The sequence below is a fragment of the Blautia glucerasea genome (genome assembly GCF_013304385.1).
GTDB lineage: Bacteria > Bacillota > Clostridia > Lachnospirales > Lachnospiraceae > Blautia_A > Blautia_A ammoniilytica.
Window position 1 is genome coordinate 1 of record NZ_JAAITU010000061.1, and the last position, 17304, is coordinate 17304.

Genomic DNA, 17304 nt, shown 5'->3' on the forward strand with positions numbered 1-17304 from the left:
TACCATAGAAGACCTTGCTGTTATTAGCTATTTACAGAAAAAGTTTCACACACTCGCAAAACTACATATCTACTACTTATAATAATTTACACAGGGAAAAAACACCTCTTTCTCTAGAGCAAAAAAAATGGGGCACATTCTTTGTTGGCGACTTATTTACTGTAAGAAGACCCAAAGCTCGTTCTGAAAAGCAATACAAATTTGGTCCAATTCCATTTATTGCGTCTGGTAATACAAACAATGGTCTTACTAAGTGTTGTATGCCTAAAAAAGAAGAAGTTCTAGATGAAGGAAACTGTATTACAATCAGCCCGATTGATGGTAGTGCTTTTTATCAAGAAACTGCTTTTCTTGGCAGAGGTGGTGCTGGTTCTTCTATTCTGATATTATACAATTCTAGTATGAATAAATATTCAGGTTTATTTATAGCCAGAATGCTAACGCAAACTTGTTCAAAATATTCTTATGGAAAAATGGGAAATCAAGAAAGTATAAAACGAGAAAAAATAATGCTCCCAATCGGCGGCAATGATAATCCCGATTATTACTTTATGGAGCAATATATAAAATATATATCATTTAAACTAAAAACAAAATACCTTAAAGAGAAAAATATATAACCAAATTTCCAATAAATACGCAAAAATGAATAAATACTAATGGAGACCAACTATGATAAATAATTTTATATATAACGATATTTCTAATGCGATATTAAATACGAATACAGCTCTTAACGAGATTACCTCATCTATCACTAGTGCTACAGCAAAACCATATTTTATTTATGCTTACTCTTTATTTGAAAGTACCATTACAGAAATTATCAGATATTATATAAAGGCTTTTCCGTATAAGATTGACAAGACCATTTCTGTTAATAAGGATCTATTTCTTACATCCCCAAGAGCAAGTGATATAATTGATGCCATAATAGATCAAAACATACGAAAATACTCAAGTCGATCCCTTTATGCGTATATACAATTTTTTATATCCATACAAGATTTAGATTTATCTCTAAATGAAAATAAAATCAAGGATATATCTGATTTACGTAATTCTATTGTTCATGATGATATAAAAAACTCATTAATATACAAGCATACAAACAACACAAAAAACTATAATGAAAATCCACCCATATCATTATACAAAAACCACATTTGCTATTTTATTGAAATTCTTGATTTATACAACACATGCATGGAAGAAAAATACTATGAATATACTCTTGATAAGTTAGCTCGCGCAATTTGGGAATATACTTTTTCAACACCAATACTTCCTTTTGATGCCGTTTGGGAATATCATTCTGAAGGTTATTTAACAATTAAGGATATTGACGATTTAAAATCAAGAGCAACTTCTCTATCCAAAAGTGAGCATTTATTCCTTGCAATTTTTCTTCAGCAATATAATAACGATTTAAATAATTATATTCATGACTTCAATAAAATACCTTCACTTGTAGGCATAGATACATATAACAAAGCAAAGCTTGTAGAACTTATTGATTTCTTTGATTCTTTTCCTTTACTTTTCAATGGTGAAAGAATTAAACCAGCATAATAAAAAACTGCAAGCATTTTGCAAGCACAGAAAACGGGAAGCCGCATAAATACTGGCTTCCCGCTGTTTTCATATCACTCAAACTCCAGACAGACAGTACGGAGTATTAACGCATATAGACGATTTTAAAGGCTTTTTAACCAGTTAAGAGCAACATAGCCACATAATCTAAATTTTAAAAATGCAATAAAAATGCAATGAGTGACACGACTACTTGCTATACTTCCATCGGCTTCTTCTTGATACCAACACTATGAAAAGTCCGATTACAATTAAATATACTTTGAAAGGAAGATCACCATGAATTACAAATTAGAACTCAAACAAATCGTGGAATTTCCACGCTGTCGCATTTACCGTGACTTCATACAAACTTTAATCACTACCAAGAGCATCCGAACTACCGGGGGCTCTTTTCTTTTTTATTATCTGGTATTATGCTCCTATGCAAATTACCGCACATCCTACCGCCGGATGGAACACATTACCTATACCATTGGTCCAGGAGAGTGGATCTGCACAGTCACAGATCTTCAGGAATGGTTTCGCTGCCGTTTCCAACATCAAGCGTTGTCCATCCTTCGATTTTTTGAAGAGCAGAATTACATTACCTACTCTCTTCTCGGCAAAAACCGCCTGGTCAAATTCAAAATATCAGACTGGTCCAAAGACAATACCGTATTGGAATACAACTATCCCTGTAAAAAAGATACAGGGTTTTTCTTTTTCCCGATTGCCAAAGTTCACGAACTAATTGGCATTGGAAAATGCTCGGAAATGGATGTTATTCTGGATCTGTGGATTCATGCAGTTTACAACGATTCCTCTGTCCTGGGATCTGATTCCGGTCCCATTGTCTATTACCGGGATAATACCGGAAATCCCCTTACCAGCTTTAATGAACTGGGTGAAAGGTGGAGTCTGTCAAAGGCATCGGTATCACGACTCTTGAAGAAACTGGAGGAAAAAGAATACATTACACTTATCTCATTTACAGGAAAACACGGAAGCGTAATTTATCTCAACAATTACCTGTCCGTGATGTTTAATATCAGCGACGTTATGATTGACAAGGAGGAGATCGCTATGAAGATGCAATTACCAATCCATGTACCTGAAGAAATCACTATTGAGGATTCTGCTTCTGTTAGCGTTTCAGAAACTGTCACAGACTCACAAATCACCGTTACAAAAAATGATTCCTGCGTTCCAGATTCACACATGAAATTTATCGTGCAAAAAGTCGCAGAACTATTGGATTCACAAGGGATTCCATGTTGCCACTGCTCCAAAACCCGCTATATATTATCTCCATTATCAGCCTGCAAAGATATATTTAATACATTTACTCTAAATATTATCTGTCCCTACGGAAATGCCGCTTATCGGTTTGAGTTGTCCGTAAGTCCAGGGGATGAGTCTGCCCAAAAGATGCCTGCCGTGGCAGAGCCTTCTGCACTGAAAGGGGGGGAATAGACATGGCAAACCGCAATACACAGGGATTTCCTTCACCCGAAGAAGATCCACGTTTTCACGACACCTATCAGTTTTTACGCAGATACCGGGATGCAACCTACAGCCTGAAGGTAGTCGTACACCAGATGGAGCACCAGTTTAAGCTCCAATACGACAATGACATCGACAAATTTCTGGACTCCATCTATGCTGCCGGGGCTGATCTTACCGGAAGCGACATCGAACAACGGGCAAAAAGTATTGCCAGAAGCAACCAGATGCTGAAGCTTTTGGAATCATCCATCGATCTCCTCCGGAACAATCACAAGCATGGGGAACAGTATTACTGGATTCTCTACTACGCTTTTCTCTCTCCACAGGAAATGAAAAATACAGATGAGATATTGGATAAGCTGGCTCACCACATCACCAATATTTCCTACCGCACCTATTACCGGAAACGCAGGGCTGCGATTGAAGCACTCAGTACCATCCTTTGGGGATTTACTGCAAAAGAGACATTGGATACGCTCAACAAGTTCTTTCCAGAGTAATACATATCGCCTATCTCCTCGGCTTTTCGTAATATCATAAAAATGTTATACTAAAAAATGCAAAATATATATTGACTCTCACGGAACGTCATAGCGTACAGTTATCTTATCAGGAACAGGAGGTCAGCAACTATGAGGACAGTCAAAGAAATATCAGAACTTACAGGTATCAGCGTTCGCACGCTTCACTATTACGATGAAATCGGGCTTTTAAAACCAACACAAAAAAGTGATGCGGGATACCGGCTTTATGACGATAGGGCATTGGAAATATTACAGCAGATTCTGTTTTTCCGTGAGTTTGACATTCCTTTGAAAGAAATCAAAGCTGTTCTGGAGAATCCTGCTCTTGAAAGGAACCAGATCTTGCAAATGCAGAGAAAAATGTTGGTAGCAAAGAAAGAACGTATGGAACATCTGATTGCCAGCATTGATGATATCCTGAAAGGAGAGAATAAAATGGATTTTGCGATTTTTAGTAAAACGGAAGTTGAAGAAATGTTCCAAACTATGTTTGAACATATGCCTGACAATATGAAAGAACTTGCTGTAAAAGAGTTTGGAAGCATTGAAGAATGGAAAAAGCATTATATTAAGACAGTTTCATCAGAAGAAATGCAGAAAGGCTATGCTAAAGTTGTTGAGTGGTATGGAGGAAAAGAGCAATTCCTGTCTGTTGCCAACAATCCTATTAGCAAAGAGGCTGCAGAAAGTTACAACCAACAATTTGACAATCTTTTATACAAATTAGCAGCTAAAAAAGTATGTTCACCAGATTCTTCTGAAGTAAGAGAACTTGTTTCCGAATACGGTTTTCTTATGAAACAACTTTCACAGATAAAGAAAGAACACGGTCTGATGGTTGCACAGGCTCAATATTACCGTAATGAAAAAATCAAACCTATGATAGATGAAAAATACGGCAATGGTACAGCCGAATTCTTCGCACAAGCTTTCGAAGCATTTTATAAAGACAAGTAATCATTAGAACTACACAAAAGCACAACAATACACCATGCAGGGAATCAAAATGGTTTCCTGCTTTTTTTATGCCAACCAGTGAAAATGGCACAGAAATGACCTGCTTCTGCGATTGAAGCGTAAAATTACCCATGCTACAATAGGTATTGCTTATAGTTTTCCTTATTTCCAGCACCCATAGATGGTGCTTTTTTTGTACCTGTAAATTCAATCGCTGACAGCAGGTTCTATGTACTTTGTACGTACACTATACTTACAATACCAAACGTATCCTGTACGTACAGCCATATGTATAAAGTTTCCTATTATATATAGAAGGGAGTCAATCATGAAAACAAGGAACGAAATCTATCAAGGAGAGGGAGCCAAGCTCTTACGGTTCATTACCACTTACCATACTCTGAGGTATGACCAGGTTTTACAACTTTTCTCCCGACATGAGCAGTCTATCAAGTCATTGATTACCAGCCTCATCAAACAAGGGCGCATCATTTACGATAAAGAGCATGACCTTCTTTGTGACAGCCAGCAGTCTGCTGAGAATCCTGACTATGCTATAATTACATGCTTCTGGGTACTGCTGGATTTTAAGAAAGGTGTTGTATACCACACCAGTGGCGAATTTCCAATCAAGCTCAATTTCTTTTCGCAAGATGAACAATACGAAATCATCTATATCGGTGAAGAACAGGAGGCTCTGATCAATCATGTGATGGAAAGTATCCCATCACATGGTTCCAAACGCCTGATTGTCTTAGAATCCGAAAGCCAGGCTGCCAAAATCACCATTGATGATGTAGCCGCTTACTGCCTTGTAAATGAATCCGGTGCTGTCAGTTACTACATGAGAAAGTAGGTTATTATGACGCAAAATACACCAACCATTTACCAGCGGCTTGAAAAACTGGAAGGGGAGCTGCAAAAACTGACGAATACCGTTTACGCTCTGAAGGTCACTGATATCCAGAATTATGATAAAAATTTTGAGGAACTGAGCGTCAGTGCTGCTCTTCGGGCGGAGCGGATTGCCTGCCAGATGCGTAACCTTGTCTGTCCGGCTCTCTCCCCAAATCAAGCAGCTTATCTTCCCAAAGCGGCAGATGCACAGGGAATGCGGATTGCAGAACAGCAGGGGATTCTCACCATTACGCTTCCCGGACTGCTTCCGAAACGAAGAGTCCACACAAACACTGCATTTCTCCATGAACCGCTTAATTATATGCTTCGGGAGTATGTAAAACAAAATGCCCTGCCCCTCTATCGTGACTGCGTGATATGTTTCAGTCAAATATATGACAGGGAACTTCCTCAAAGACGTATCCGGGATTATGACAATCTGGAGTTTAAACAGATTCTGGATACACTTTGTACTTATGTTCTGACAGATGACAGCGGCTTTTTCTGTGATTCCTACTACACGACACAGCTTGGCTTAAAGGACTGTACACTGGTATCGGTTATGGAAAAAGCTGACTTTCCGAAATGGCTGCAGAACCAGAAAAATCATCACGAAAGCATGTCGGAAAATCTCCTGACTTCTCAGGCAGAAATCCGACATCGGTAAGAACCACCGCAGGGAACTTTGTTTTCTTGCTTTTTTTATCTCCAAACCACCGGAGATTTACCCAAGTATAGGCTTGCATGGGTAAGAACTGAATTGAGGTGATGCTTATTTGATAAGACCTGACACTACGAAATACCGCTTACTGGAAATGATAGGGATGTGCGGGGAATTTCCCGCAGACCAGCTAAACAGACTCATCCCAAGTGCCTCCTATGCGGAAAAACTCATTACGGATTTGAAGGCGGAACACCTCATCCGTACCCACTACCGGGATGCTCTCAGAGGCTACCGTCTTACAAAAGCTGCGAAAGAGATGCTGTTATCTGTCTCGCCGCTACGCTTCCAGTGCTATCTGACCGGCAATACCGAGACGAACCTCATCCGAAGTGAAGTATCCCGACGTATCCGCTTACATCAGAAAGCCGAAACGTATCTGACACTCCTTCATGCCGGGATTCCCTTTTATCCGGATGTAAAACCTGACATCTTCTGTAATCACCGCGAAGCTGGTTCCATCGGTATGCGAAGCCTTCCTCTTTTTTACGCTTCCAGAGAAATTAAGGAATTGGGCCCGGAGACCACGAAGATTAGGAACTCCCGCAGCATGGGCATCCTGATGGCACCGCAATGTGTCTATGTCCTTTATAACACGGGAAACGGAGTCCTGAAATGGGAATATCGAACGGAAGTCCGCTTAAACGCCTTCCTGCAGCATTACCTGCAAGGCTACCCTTACAACGGACATCCACAGATCCGGGCAATCATGACCGGAACCGACATGGAAATGGCTTTCCGGCTGTTTACCAGTACCGGAGGCTACAAAAAGAGCCTGTTTATGCTGGACACCTCCTTCGAGCATTTCCATTACCTTCCCAATACTCCGGAAGGGGAAGTGCTTTTAAAACTGCTGGTTCACCCTGAGATCATGGAAAAGCTGGACAACCTCCTGCTGTCCGATCTGGGCTGCCGCAGCGATTCAATTCCACTGGAACATGATGCCACGGATGCTTCCGGGAACCCCATCCTTCTTGCTTATGATTTTGACATGCAGCGAATCAACCGGTTCAATACCGGCTTAAATGTATACGGCAGATCCGGGAACCTGATCTGTTTCGATTTTCAGATTCCGGTCCTGAAAAAATACTTAACTGCCACAATCCATTTCTCCAGTATTGACCTTTGCAAATTCAAAAGGGGGTTTTTACATGAACCGTAAATGGTGGAAGCTCATTTATATGCTTCCGATCACCTTCTGCACCCTCTATGCAGGAGGCTATGTTGCTCAATTTATCCGCAACTATCAGACCTGGGAATCTGCCGGCAATTTTGCCGGAAACGGAACTGCCCCGCAGATCCCCTCCCCGCACCCGCTCGCCTGTCTGGATGCCCTGACTGCTTTCCCGTACAATCTGTATGGGATTTTTCTATGTCTGGCAGCTTTTGGACTCCTGACCTTCCTTCTCATGCGTATGGGATTTGACCGAAACGGGGAAATAACAGACCGGGGCCGGAACCTGAATTATTCCACAAAGGGAACCTATGGGACTTCCGGTTTTATGACTTTGGAGGAAATGCATCAGGTACTGGAGCTTACGAATGATGTCAAGAAACACAAGGGAACCATTCTTGGAAAACTGAACGGAAAAGCCGTTTGTCTCCCGAAGGATACCCGCATGAACCGGAATATTGCCGTTTACGGTGCCAGCGGTTCCATGAAAAGCCGGGCCTTTGCACGCAACATGATCTTCCAGTGTGTTGCCCGCGGGGAAAGCCTCATCATCACCGATCCAAAATCGGAATTGTACGAAAGTACAGCCACTTACCTTGAGAATGCCGGATATATCGTGAAATCCTTTAATCTTGTAAACCCGGAAAACTCGGATAGTTGGAATTGTCTGGGTGAAATTGGCGGACAGGAAACCATGGCACAGGTATTTGCTGATGTCATCATCCAGAATACCGGTTCTGCCAAAGGCGATCACTTCTGGGACAATGCCGAGATGAACTTATTAAAAGCTCTGATTCTCTATGTGGATCAGGGATTCCCACCGGAGGCAAAGAATATCGGACAGGTATACAAACTCCTGACCATGAGTTCGGAAAAAGAACTGAACAGCCTCTTTGACCTGCTTCCGGTCTCCCATCCGGCAAAAGTCCCCTACTGCATCTATAAGCAGGCAAGTGACACGGTACGTTCCGGCGTCATCATCGGACTCGGTTCCAGACTTCAGGTATTCCAGAACAAGCTGATCCGCCAGATCACTTCCTATGATGAGATCAACCTGACGCTGCCGGGAAAAGAAAAATGTGCATACTTCTGCATCACTTCGGATCAAGACAGCACTTTTGATTTTCTTTCTTCCCTGTTTATGACCTTCGTATTTATCAAACTGGTCCGTTATGCAGACACCTATGGGGAAGATGGAAAACTGCCGGTTCCGGTACATATCCTGGCTGATGAGCTGGCGAATACGGGAGCAATCCTATCGCTCAACAAAAAGATTTCCGTGATCCGAAGTCGAAACCTCAGTATTTCCTGCATTTTCCAAAACCTGCCTCAGATGCAGAACCGGTATCCCTTAAACCAATGGCAGGAAATCATCGGGAACTGCGACACTCAGCTATTTTTAGGCTGTACGGATGAGGTAACTGCTACATTTATCTCTAACCGCTCCGGTGATGTGACCGTTGGTGTCAGCAGCGAAGCCAAACAATTAAATAGCTGGAGGGTATCCGATTATACACCGGAATACCGCCAGACCAGATCCATCGGGAAACGAAAGCTCTTAACTCCGGATGAGATCCTGCGGCTCCCGCTGGATACTGCACTGATTATCCTGCGTGGTCAGAAGGTACTGCAGGTAGAAAAATACGATTACACCCTGCACCCGGATGCCCAAAAACTCATTCCCCGGAAGGCTTCCGAACATATTCCGGAATGGAGAAAAGGAGCATGTAGTGAAGAATATACGTACACTCCAACTATTCCTGCTTCCCACCCGAAAAAAACCGCTTCTTATGGAAAGCAGAAAAAGAAAAAAGCTGAACCGCACTTTGACCAGCAAAGCGTTTATCAGGAACCTGGCTATCACGATTTCCCGGATGACTTCTCAGCAGATAACTATTCGGATCACACAGACATGGTTCCTTTAGATAAAGATTCTATCATGTCATAATTTGAAAGGAGACACTATGATGCCAAACGAAACAACCAACACACCTATTTTAACTCTGGATTCCGATGCGAAGCTGGAAACAGCCCAGTCCATTTCAGACCTTACCTGGCATGAGATCCAGAATGCCTACCGTACCCGCCGGATCTTAACCGGAATGCTTGGCGGTATCGAGAAAACAGAAAACGGCAGCCTCATTGCCGTGGTTTACTACAAGGATTTCCGTACTGTCATCCCAGTAACTGAGATGATGATCCATCTCATGCAGGATGAAGCACACGATTATGGGGAGCTTGCTCTGCGGCAGAACAAAATCCTCAACAATATGCTTGGATGTGAGATTGATTTTCTGATTAAGGGATTAGATCCGAAGACACGCAGCATTGTCGCCAGCCGGAAAGAAGCGATGCTGAAGAAACGCCAGATCTTCTATCTGGATAAAGATGCTTCCGGAATGCCGAAAGTTTATGAAGACCGTATCGTGCAGGCAAGAGTCATTGCTGTTGCGGAAAAGGTAGTCCGGGCAGAAATTTTCGGTGTGGAAACCTCCATTCTTGCCAGAGACCTGTCCTTCGACTGGATGGGTGATGCCAGAGAACGCTTCCAGGTAGGCGATCACATCCTGGTACGCATCCTGGATGTGCGGGCAGACTCACCGGAGCAGGTCATTGTCCACGCAGATGTCAAAAGTGTGGAAGGCAACACCAGCAAGGAAAACATGAAAAAATGTAAGATTCAGGGAAAATACGCCGGAACTGTGGAAGACATCCATAAAGGCACCGTCTTTGTCCGGCTCTCCATCGGTGTCAATGCCATTGCCCACTCCTGCTATGACAGCCGGACAGTCGGGAAAAAGGATCAGGTATCCTTTGTGGTGACGCATATTGATGAAGAGCGTAATGTTGCCCTCGGCATCATCACCCGCATCATCAAGCAGACCATATAAGGCTTCCACCTTATTTTTAAATAGCTTTTTTTCATATACAGCACCAATTAGTCCAGCAAATACTCACGATACAGCTACATAAGGTGACAGAATAAAGTATTTTTCAGACCATTACCTTATTGTACTGAAAACGGTAACGTGTTATACTGATTCGGTATTACTGAACCGGAAAGACGGATGCATTTCGATTTTGCCCTCTAGTATCCAAGGAGGGTGATGCCCATGAATACAATGGAAGTATTGACTTTACTATTGGTAATTTTTGCGGCTTTGACTTATATAGATCGACATAATAAGAAATAGCATCCACGACCCTAGGAAAGTTTTGGATGCTATGACTTATACATAGAATATAAAATTTAACTGAGGGCATCAGATTTTGCATCTGAATACCTTTCTTGAGTTCATTATACACTGGGGGATTTGAGAAATCAAGTCCCCCTTTTTATTATGACATTGATTAGTATCTGCATTAAACATCAGAAATTTATATTCTTACTCACTGAAACGAATTCTCTCTATCAATGAATCTTTCCTTACTGACTTTGCAATGAATATTGCCAATAACATCTGTATCACAAACAATGTTAAAATTATAATAATAGCTGCTGTTACCGGATAATGGTATGTGCTGATATCAAACATTCCTGTACGCTTTGCATATAAAAACAACGGATATCCTGCAAGACTTCCCACTCCGATACTGATAATAAGAGTGCCTACTGTATAGAATATACCTTCCAACTGGAGCATCTTCATCAACTGACGGTCCGACATTCCGATTGCCTGCATCATGCCAAGCTCCTTTTTTCGCACATGGACACTATTGATCATTGTGTTAATCAAGTTCATAATGCTGATTGCTGCCAGAATGATGATAAATGCATAACATGCACCTCTAGTCATCTGTATGGCATTTTCCCATGTATCGTACTCATTCTTCCAGGTACGCATCTGCAGTCTGCCTGATCCATCCACAATAGCCTGTAGAGATGCTTCCAGTGCCTCATCATAATCCTTATCTGCAATCACCTGAAAATAGCTGGAAGAATTATTTATGGTAAGTTTCTCTGCCCCTTCTTTTGCCATGATAAGACAGTTATAGTTTGTCAGACCTGTTCCATATTCACCAATTGCTGCCACTTCAATCTCTTTTTGAAAGGTATTATCTCCATCATGAATATTGAGTTTCAGCTTATCTCCCACTTTAATATCTGGATACCAGTGAAGTAGCGCGCGGTCCAGAATCACTTTATCCCCGGATTTCAATTCCTCGTATGTGACATTGCCTTCAGTGATTCCTTTTTTCAGCTCTTCTGCGTATTCTTCCGGCACTCCATTGATAAATTCGGTTCCAATTTTTTCTTCAAAAGGTCCTCCTGATACCTTCAACGCGGTAAACACATCTACCCGCTCAACACCGTCAAGCTCCTCTATCTGCTGCTTTAGTCCTTCATTTAATGGATTATTCTTTTGAACCTCCGCCCATTCATATTCAGGATGCTCTTTATTCCCGGATTCCACAATTGGAGAAATCTCATATTGCCCCACAATCGAACTCTTTGCACTTTCCATCGGATTTGCACAAGACAGCACCGTTGCTACCATCATGACAAATATTCCGGTAACGGCCATAGATACAATCGTGATAGTACTCTTCTTTTTATTCTCTGCAAGATTTCTCTTGGTCAGTCGTCCGATATTCAGAAATTGATATCCCTTCCTGCTGCTTTTCTGTCGCTTACTGCCTCCCTGGTAACGCATAGCTTCTATTTCTGATACCTTCGCCGCCATACGCATAGGCTTCATCAGTGACAGATACACTGTACACAGAGTCACTGCAATTGCCAACAGATAAATCCACCAATAATAAAGTTGGACTTCTCCTTTAGCTACAACCTTGTATGCCTCTGTTATAAGTACGTTTGAATCCTTTGCATGTTCTACAAACTGGAGAAGTACAACTTTCACAGCAACTGTTCCGATCAAAAGTCCTATCGGAATGGCAAACAACGCCACTCCCATTCCCTCTCTTAGTACGATTTGTCTAAGCTGCCGTTTCGTAGCCCCGATTGCCTTTAACTTTCCAAATTCCCGAACCCTCTGGTTCATAGATACATAATAAACACTATAAATTGTGATAATGCCCGCCAATACAACAATAAGCATGATTCCTACAATCACCGGAATTGTAGCCGGATCCACATAATTTGCTGCAAGATACTCTTTATTAATATTCATGTCATCCTCGGAAATCCCGAACTGTCTGGCAATATTCTGTATCGTCTCTGTATAATCTGCAGTCGTATTTCCTTTCTGTCCATTCACCTGAAGTAAAAACCGATATTTCACCTGTTCTACCGGTATCTCCGCTTTCAGAAAGGCCTCTGAAACCAATGATGTATATTGTTTTTGTTCTTTGCTGCTCTCATTATCTGCTAAAAAACCACAGATTCGAAAGTCTTTCTCCTTCGTATAATCCAGTCCGTCATCTTTCAGAATCTGATAAGGTACTGTGATAGTGTCACCGATTTTCCCATTCTGTCCTAATGCTTCCAGTATTCCTTTTGAAACCACAATATCATTTTCTTTCTGCGGAAGTTGCCCCTCTTTCAGCTTCACTTTATAAAGTTCCATCCCTGTTCTGTCCATATACATCATGGAAACCGTCGCATCTTCCAGATTCATGTACCCCGCATCGCTGCGGAGTCCGTAAGTTTTCACATCATGATGTGCCGCCAGTTTCATAACTGTACTCTCGTCCACGTTCCGATAAAGGGCATGCCATGTTGGATAAATCTTATTGATTACCGCAAAGTTCACTTCCACCATATCTTTTCCGATTGATGGGATTACGAACAGCAGTAATGTTGTCAGGATAATGGCAATTCCAATCAGTATGTTTTTGCTCTTATAATGCCGCATATTGCAATATGCAACTCTGGTCGTCATCTTCATTATCTTCTCACCGCCTTGCCATCTTCAATGATAATCATTTCATCCGCCATCTGGGCAATCGTTTCATCATGGGTAATCATGATAAGCGTCTGCCCGAAATCCGACACGCAGCTTTTCAATAGGCTCATAACCTCTAGCTCAGTCTGGGAATCAAGGTTTCCAGTCGGCTCATCCGCCAAAATTATCGCCGGTCTTGTCACCAATGCCCTGGCTATCGCAGTTCTCTGTTTCTGTCCACCAGACAAAGCAGACGGCATCGCATCTTTCTTATCCTGCAGTCCGATTTTTTTGAGAATATCTTCCACTTCCCGCGGCTTTACCTTGCGATTATCAAGTCCCAGCGGAAGAACGATATTCTCCCACACATTCAGCGATGGAATCAGATTAAAATCCTGAAAGATAAATCCTATCTTCTTTCTTCGAAACTGTGCCAGTTTATCATCTTTTCGAGAATAGATATCGGTTCCATCAATCCATACTTTGCCGGAATCCGGTCTGTCAAGCCCTCCAATCAGATGCAGAAGTGTAGATTTTCCGGAGCCGGAACGTCCTACGATAGCTGTAAACTTGCCTCTCTCTATCTGTAAACTTGTATGATCCACGGCTCTCACCTGATTCTCGCCTTCTCCATAATACTTTACTAGATCTTCTACTTTTAAAATACTACTCATATCTTCAAGTCCCCTTTCCATTTCATACCCCTACTATAACATTCCTGCATTACAAAACCCTTACAACAACCATAACAGTTTTGTAAGGGTTCCGACTATTCTCCTATTATGAGCGGCAGTGTCACTTTAAATATCATACCTTTCTCAGCCTTTCTTTTGGCTGCTATTGTCCCCCCCTGTTCTTCTATGATCTTTCTGGCAAGATACAGACCGACACCCGCTCCGTCTTTTACCTGTTCCTTTGCTTTCCTTCCCCGGTAAAATCTCTGATAGATCTTATGCAGTTCCTCCGCAGGAATGCCCATTCCTTCATCTTCTACTTCAATAAGCACATTGCTTGCTAGCTCCTGCGTCCTCACTGTAATCGTTGTATGTTCCGGTGAATATTTGACTGCATTCTCAAGGATATTCGTTAATGCTTCTACCGTCCATTTTGAATCATGGTTCACAACTATATCATCATCCATCTCCACCTGAATGGAAATATCTTTTCCTCTTGCCTTCATATAAATCTGACTGACAGCCTCTGTTAGCGTTTTCTTCAGGCTTTCATGAAGCGAATGTATCTGGATCATATGTGTTTCCAGCCTTGAAAGATTTACCAGTTCATTCAAGAGCTGTTCCAGTTTGGTAAGTTCCTGTGATTCCTGCTCCAGAAACTCCCTCTGTTCTTCTCCTGTAACCCGATTTTCTGCCACCAGCTCATGACTCATCCGGAGTGATGCAAGCGGAGTCTTCAACTGATGGGAAATATCTGTAATCAGACTCTTCGTACCATTTTCTTCCTGCTCCAGACGTTCCTTCAAATCTTCGAAATATTGCCCCAGCTCCTTTACAGATTCCCACACCTTTAACCATTGTTCCGATTCTGATGTTTCTTCAGGATATGTTTGGAATTTTCCTTTTCTGAATTCCTGCAGACATTCATATAATTGCTGTAATTGTTCCTCATCACCGTATCTGCTCCAGTTTTTTCTTCGGTCCAGGTACAAGAACAGGCTACATACTATGACTCCCACTAGTAATCCAATTCCCCAGATAATCCTTATAACCACATCTGAAGATCCACTCCCTGAGTGATAACCATAAGTTTCTTCCAGCATCTGTACGACTCTTTCTATCTTCTGATCGTCCCGGTCTCTTATAAAATCTACTGTTCCTGACTTTTCCCAGATTGCAACTATTTCCCCTTCCAGTTCAGGATGTTCTGCAAGGAGCAGTGCTATCTGCGTTGCTTTCGCATTTTCCTCATACTTTGTTATCAGATACATTCCTACTGTAAAAAATACTGCAAAGATTACATATACGATAAAATACCGTTTTAATTTTTGTTTACCTTTCCGGTCCATATATATCCCAGTCCTCTCACATTCGCTATCTCTTCTGTTCCAAGTTTATTCTTCAGTCTGCTTATATTGACAGTAACCGTATTATCATCGACAAATTGACCGTCTATATCCCATACATGCTCCAGGATACTTTCTTTTGAAACAATCTGTCCTGCATTCTCCCAGAGATACAGCAACAGAGAGAATTCTTTCTTACTTAAAGTAACTGGTTCATCCCCTTTATACACCTGCATCGTTTTCATATGCACCGTAATCTCTCCGGAAGACATAATCTGTGCCTGTACCTTAGAAAGCCGTCTCATCAATGCGTTCACCTTCGACACCAAAGCCATCAGTGAAAATGGTTTGGTAATATAATCATCTGCCCCTGTATCATAACCATTTACAATATCTATTTCCTGATCCAAAGCCGTAAGATAGATAAGATATGTATCTCCACCTGCACGTACCATCCTTCCAAAATCCAGTCCTGTACCATCCGGCAATGTAATATCGCTGATAACAAGAGCATAATCTCCTTTTTGAAATGCTTCTTTTGCTTCCTTTATTGTATAAACCTGACGAACCTCATACCCTTCCCGTGAAAGTAACAGGGCAATTCCCCGATTTAGATTCAAGTCATCCTCCAGTAATAATATTTTCTGCATCAAATACTCCACCTCTATTTGTAATAACCTGTTCTTTTATCATATCAGTCCTATCTTTTGTCTACAATAAAAATAAAATTAACATACATACTTTTCCTTCATATGTTCAAGGATTTCACCGGATACTGCTTCAGAAATCGATCAATCCATTTCTGATTGCTTCTCTGTAACATCCGAAGTCTGGATAAAAGCTGTAGACAACTGCAGCTCTATGTTACTAAAGTCCTATCCATCAATACAGGAGTTATAGAATGCCGTGAAGATACCGTCAAATTCCATTTCAATAATATGTAGGCTGTCCATTGTGTGCTCCAGATAAGTCAGTGTTCCTCTATCCAAATCTATACTCGGCTTTCCTAGTGAGTTTGCTATTACATCTGGATTTGTAATTCCAAACATCTCCTTTATATCCGGCATAAGATAATCCACGATATCCGGCAGCCTTTTCTCATACGCCTGTGCCAGTTCAACTGCATGCTTCTCATAATCGGAATGTATACTGTCACAGACAAATTCAATCCCGTTTATTTCCATCTTATAGTAATCATTATTCTCATCATAGACAAACGCTGTACCCTTACTTTTTTTATTTTTTTCCAAAATCCCCATGATATATCTACACTTTCCCGGTTCTTCCGCCATACACAGTCTAAAAACTGTAACTTAATGCTTACGTTTGTAAAAAATAACTCCTGCCAAAATCAATAAAATAATTCCAACTACAATCATAAAAATAAAATTATCACCATTTAACTTCCCTGCTATGAAAATAGAAGTCGGGCCATCCGCACCACCAATAACAGAAACGGCTGTGTTTTCTTTCTGCTTCAGTACAATGCCAATGACTGCCAATACAATTCCTAAAATTCCGGCTATGATTCCCAATCGCTTTTTCATTGCTACCACCTCAAATCATTTTTATCTGCTCAATCAAATGTAAATTGTTATGCAAGTATTTCTATGCAAATGAAGCATAGATAACCCATATTTCTGCAAACATTACCAATAAAAGTACACCATCTATCATCCAATTAAACTGAATGTCCGTTAAGAAAGTTTTTGAATGTGTCAGGCAATATTTTACTTTTTCTCGTCCAGTCAAAAAAGTGATAAGCACTTGTAATATAGGAAATAAAAATATTTGTATTTTTCTTCCATAATCATCCGCAATCCCATTTGCAAAATGTACTGGAATAATACTCGGTAAGAAAAATATACTTACAAGAGCAAGCAAAAATCCTATTATACAAATTATCCATGTGAATTTTCTAGTATTGATAAATTTCATAACAATCCTTCTTTCTGCTAAATTCAAGTTGAACAAAATCGCTGCGCGATGGCCTGCCAAGGCTATGGCGCAGTTTTTCTTTATACTTTAATAAAAAGCAGTGGAAACCAAGTCCTACAAGTAGTATTGTTAAGTCACCACAACCA

17 protein-coding genes are annotated in these 17304 nt (G+C 41.1%); 10 read left to right on the forward strand and 7 right to left on the reverse strand.

Annotation, left to right across the window (positions count from 1 at the left end; all coding sequences use genetic code 11):
• The first annotated feature begins 14 nt into the window (after nucleotides 1–14).
• The 10 genes from G5B11_RS16910 (at nucleotide 15) to G5B11_RS16955 (ending at nucleotide 10245) form a co-directional block, all read left to right on the forward strand.
• Nucleotides 15–620, forward strand: a complete 606-nt coding sequence (locus tag G5B11_RS16910) for a restriction endonuclease subunit S (protein ID WP_244093062.1) — start codon at nucleotides 15–17, stop codon at nucleotides 618–620.
• A gap of 52 nt (nucleotides 621–672) precedes the next feature.
• Entirely contained in the window at nucleotides 673–1572 is a 900-nt protein-coding gene (locus G5B11_RS16915) for a hypothetical protein (protein ID WP_173729154.1), read from the forward strand.
• Between the two features lie 300 nt (nucleotides 1573–1872).
• A complete protein-coding gene (locus G5B11_RS16920) occupies nucleotides 1873–3048 on the forward strand; it encodes a MarR family transcriptional regulator (RefSeq protein WP_226981546.1) in 1176 nt (391 codons plus the stop codon).
• A 2-nt stretch (nucleotides 3049–3050) separates the two neighbouring features.
• Nucleotides 3051–3581 (forward strand): hypothetical protein, encoded by a 531-nt coding sequence (locus tag G5B11_RS16925; RefSeq protein ID WP_005333547.1) that lies wholly within the window; start codon nucleotides 3051–3053, stop codon nucleotides 3579–3581.
• A 132-nt stretch (nucleotides 3582–3713) separates the two neighbouring features.
• Nucleotides 3714–4562: a MerR family transcriptional regulator gene (locus tag G5B11_RS16930; protein WP_005333545.1), complete on the forward strand. Its 849-nt coding sequence runs from the start codon at nucleotides 3714–3716 to the stop codon at nucleotides 4560–4562.
• Nucleotides 4563–4890: 328 nt separating this feature from the next.
• Nucleotides 4891–5418, forward strand: a complete 528-nt coding sequence (locus G5B11_RS16935) for a DUF5697 family protein (protein WP_005333543.1) — start codon at nucleotides 4891–4893, stop codon at nucleotides 5416–5418.
• A 6-nt stretch (nucleotides 5419–5424) separates the two neighbouring features.
• On the forward strand, nucleotides 5425–6126 hold the full coding sequence (locus tag G5B11_RS16940; RefSeq protein WP_005333541.1) for a DUF6100 family protein: 702 nt from the start codon (nucleotides 5425–5427) through the stop codon (nucleotides 6124–6126).
• A 109-nt stretch (nucleotides 6127–6235) separates the two neighbouring features.
• Nucleotides 6236–7342 carry a hypothetical protein gene (locus G5B11_RS16945; protein WP_022415648.1) on the forward strand — a complete coding sequence of 369 codons (1107 nt, stop codon included), beginning with the start codon at nucleotides 6236–6238 and terminating at the stop codon, nucleotides 7340–7342.
• Nucleotides 7332–9302 carry a VirD4-like conjugal transfer protein, CD1115 family gene (locus G5B11_RS16950; RefSeq protein WP_022415647.1) on the forward strand — a complete coding sequence of 657 codons (1971 nt, stop codon included), beginning with the start codon at nucleotides 7332–7334 and terminating at the stop codon, nucleotides 9300–9302. The genes G5B11_RS16945 and G5B11_RS16950 overlap by 11 nt, the downstream gene beginning before the upstream one ends.
• 16 nt (nucleotides 9303–9318) lie before the next feature.
• Nucleotides 9319–10245: a S1 RNA-binding domain-containing protein gene (locus tag G5B11_RS16955; RefSeq protein ID WP_005333538.1), complete on the forward strand. Its 927-nt coding sequence runs from the start codon at nucleotides 9319–9321 to the stop codon at nucleotides 10243–10245.
• A 495-nt stretch (nucleotides 10246–10740) separates the two neighbouring features.
• Here the strand turns inward: G5B11_RS16955 and G5B11_RS16960 are convergent, their stop codons facing one another.
• The 7 genes from G5B11_RS16960 to G5B11_RS16990 all read right to left on the reverse strand — a co-directional run bounded on the left by G5B11_RS16960 (nucleotide 10741) and on the right by G5B11_RS16990 (nucleotide 17158).
• Nucleotides 10741–13203, reverse strand: coding sequence for an ABC transporter permease (locus tag G5B11_RS16960; RefSeq protein ID WP_005333537.1), 2463 nt, complete (start codon nucleotides 13201–13203; stop codon nucleotides 10741–10743).
• On the reverse strand, nucleotides 13203–13874 hold the full coding sequence (locus tag G5B11_RS16965; RefSeq protein ID WP_172676439.1) for an ABC transporter ATP-binding protein: 672 nt from the start codon (nucleotides 13872–13874) through the stop codon (nucleotides 13203–13205). Before G5B11_RS16965 ends, G5B11_RS16960 begins: the two co-directional genes overlap by 1 nt.
• A gap of 95 nt (nucleotides 13875–13969) precedes the next feature.
• On the reverse strand, nucleotides 13970–15223 hold the full coding sequence (locus G5B11_RS16970) for a sensor histidine kinase (protein WP_005333534.1): 1254 nt from the start codon (nucleotides 15221–15223) through the stop codon (nucleotides 13970–13972).
• Complete coding sequence (locus G5B11_RS16975; protein WP_005333533.1) at nucleotides 15196–15870, reverse strand: response regulator transcription factor; 675 nt, start codon at nucleotides 15868–15870, stop codon at nucleotides 15196–15198. Before G5B11_RS16975 ends, G5B11_RS16970 begins: the two co-directional genes overlap by 28 nt.
• 225 nt (nucleotides 15871–16095) lie before the next feature.
• The gene (locus G5B11_RS16980) at nucleotides 16096–16470 is read right to left on the reverse strand and encodes a hypothetical protein (RefSeq protein WP_330383125.1); all 375 of its coding nucleotides are present in this window, start codon (nucleotides 16468–16470) and stop codon (nucleotides 16096–16098) included.
• Between the two features lie 63 nt (nucleotides 16471–16533).
• Nucleotides 16534–16767, reverse strand: a complete 234-nt coding sequence (locus G5B11_RS16985; protein WP_005333531.1) for an LPXTG cell wall anchor domain-containing protein — start codon at nucleotides 16765–16767, stop codon at nucleotides 16534–16536.
• A 61-nt stretch (nucleotides 16768–16828) separates the two neighbouring features.
• A complete protein-coding gene (locus G5B11_RS16990; protein ID WP_022415592.1) occupies nucleotides 16829–17158 on the reverse strand; it encodes a DUF1648 domain-containing protein in 330 nt (109 codons plus the stop codon).
• Nucleotides 17159–17304: the final 146 nt, after the last annotated feature.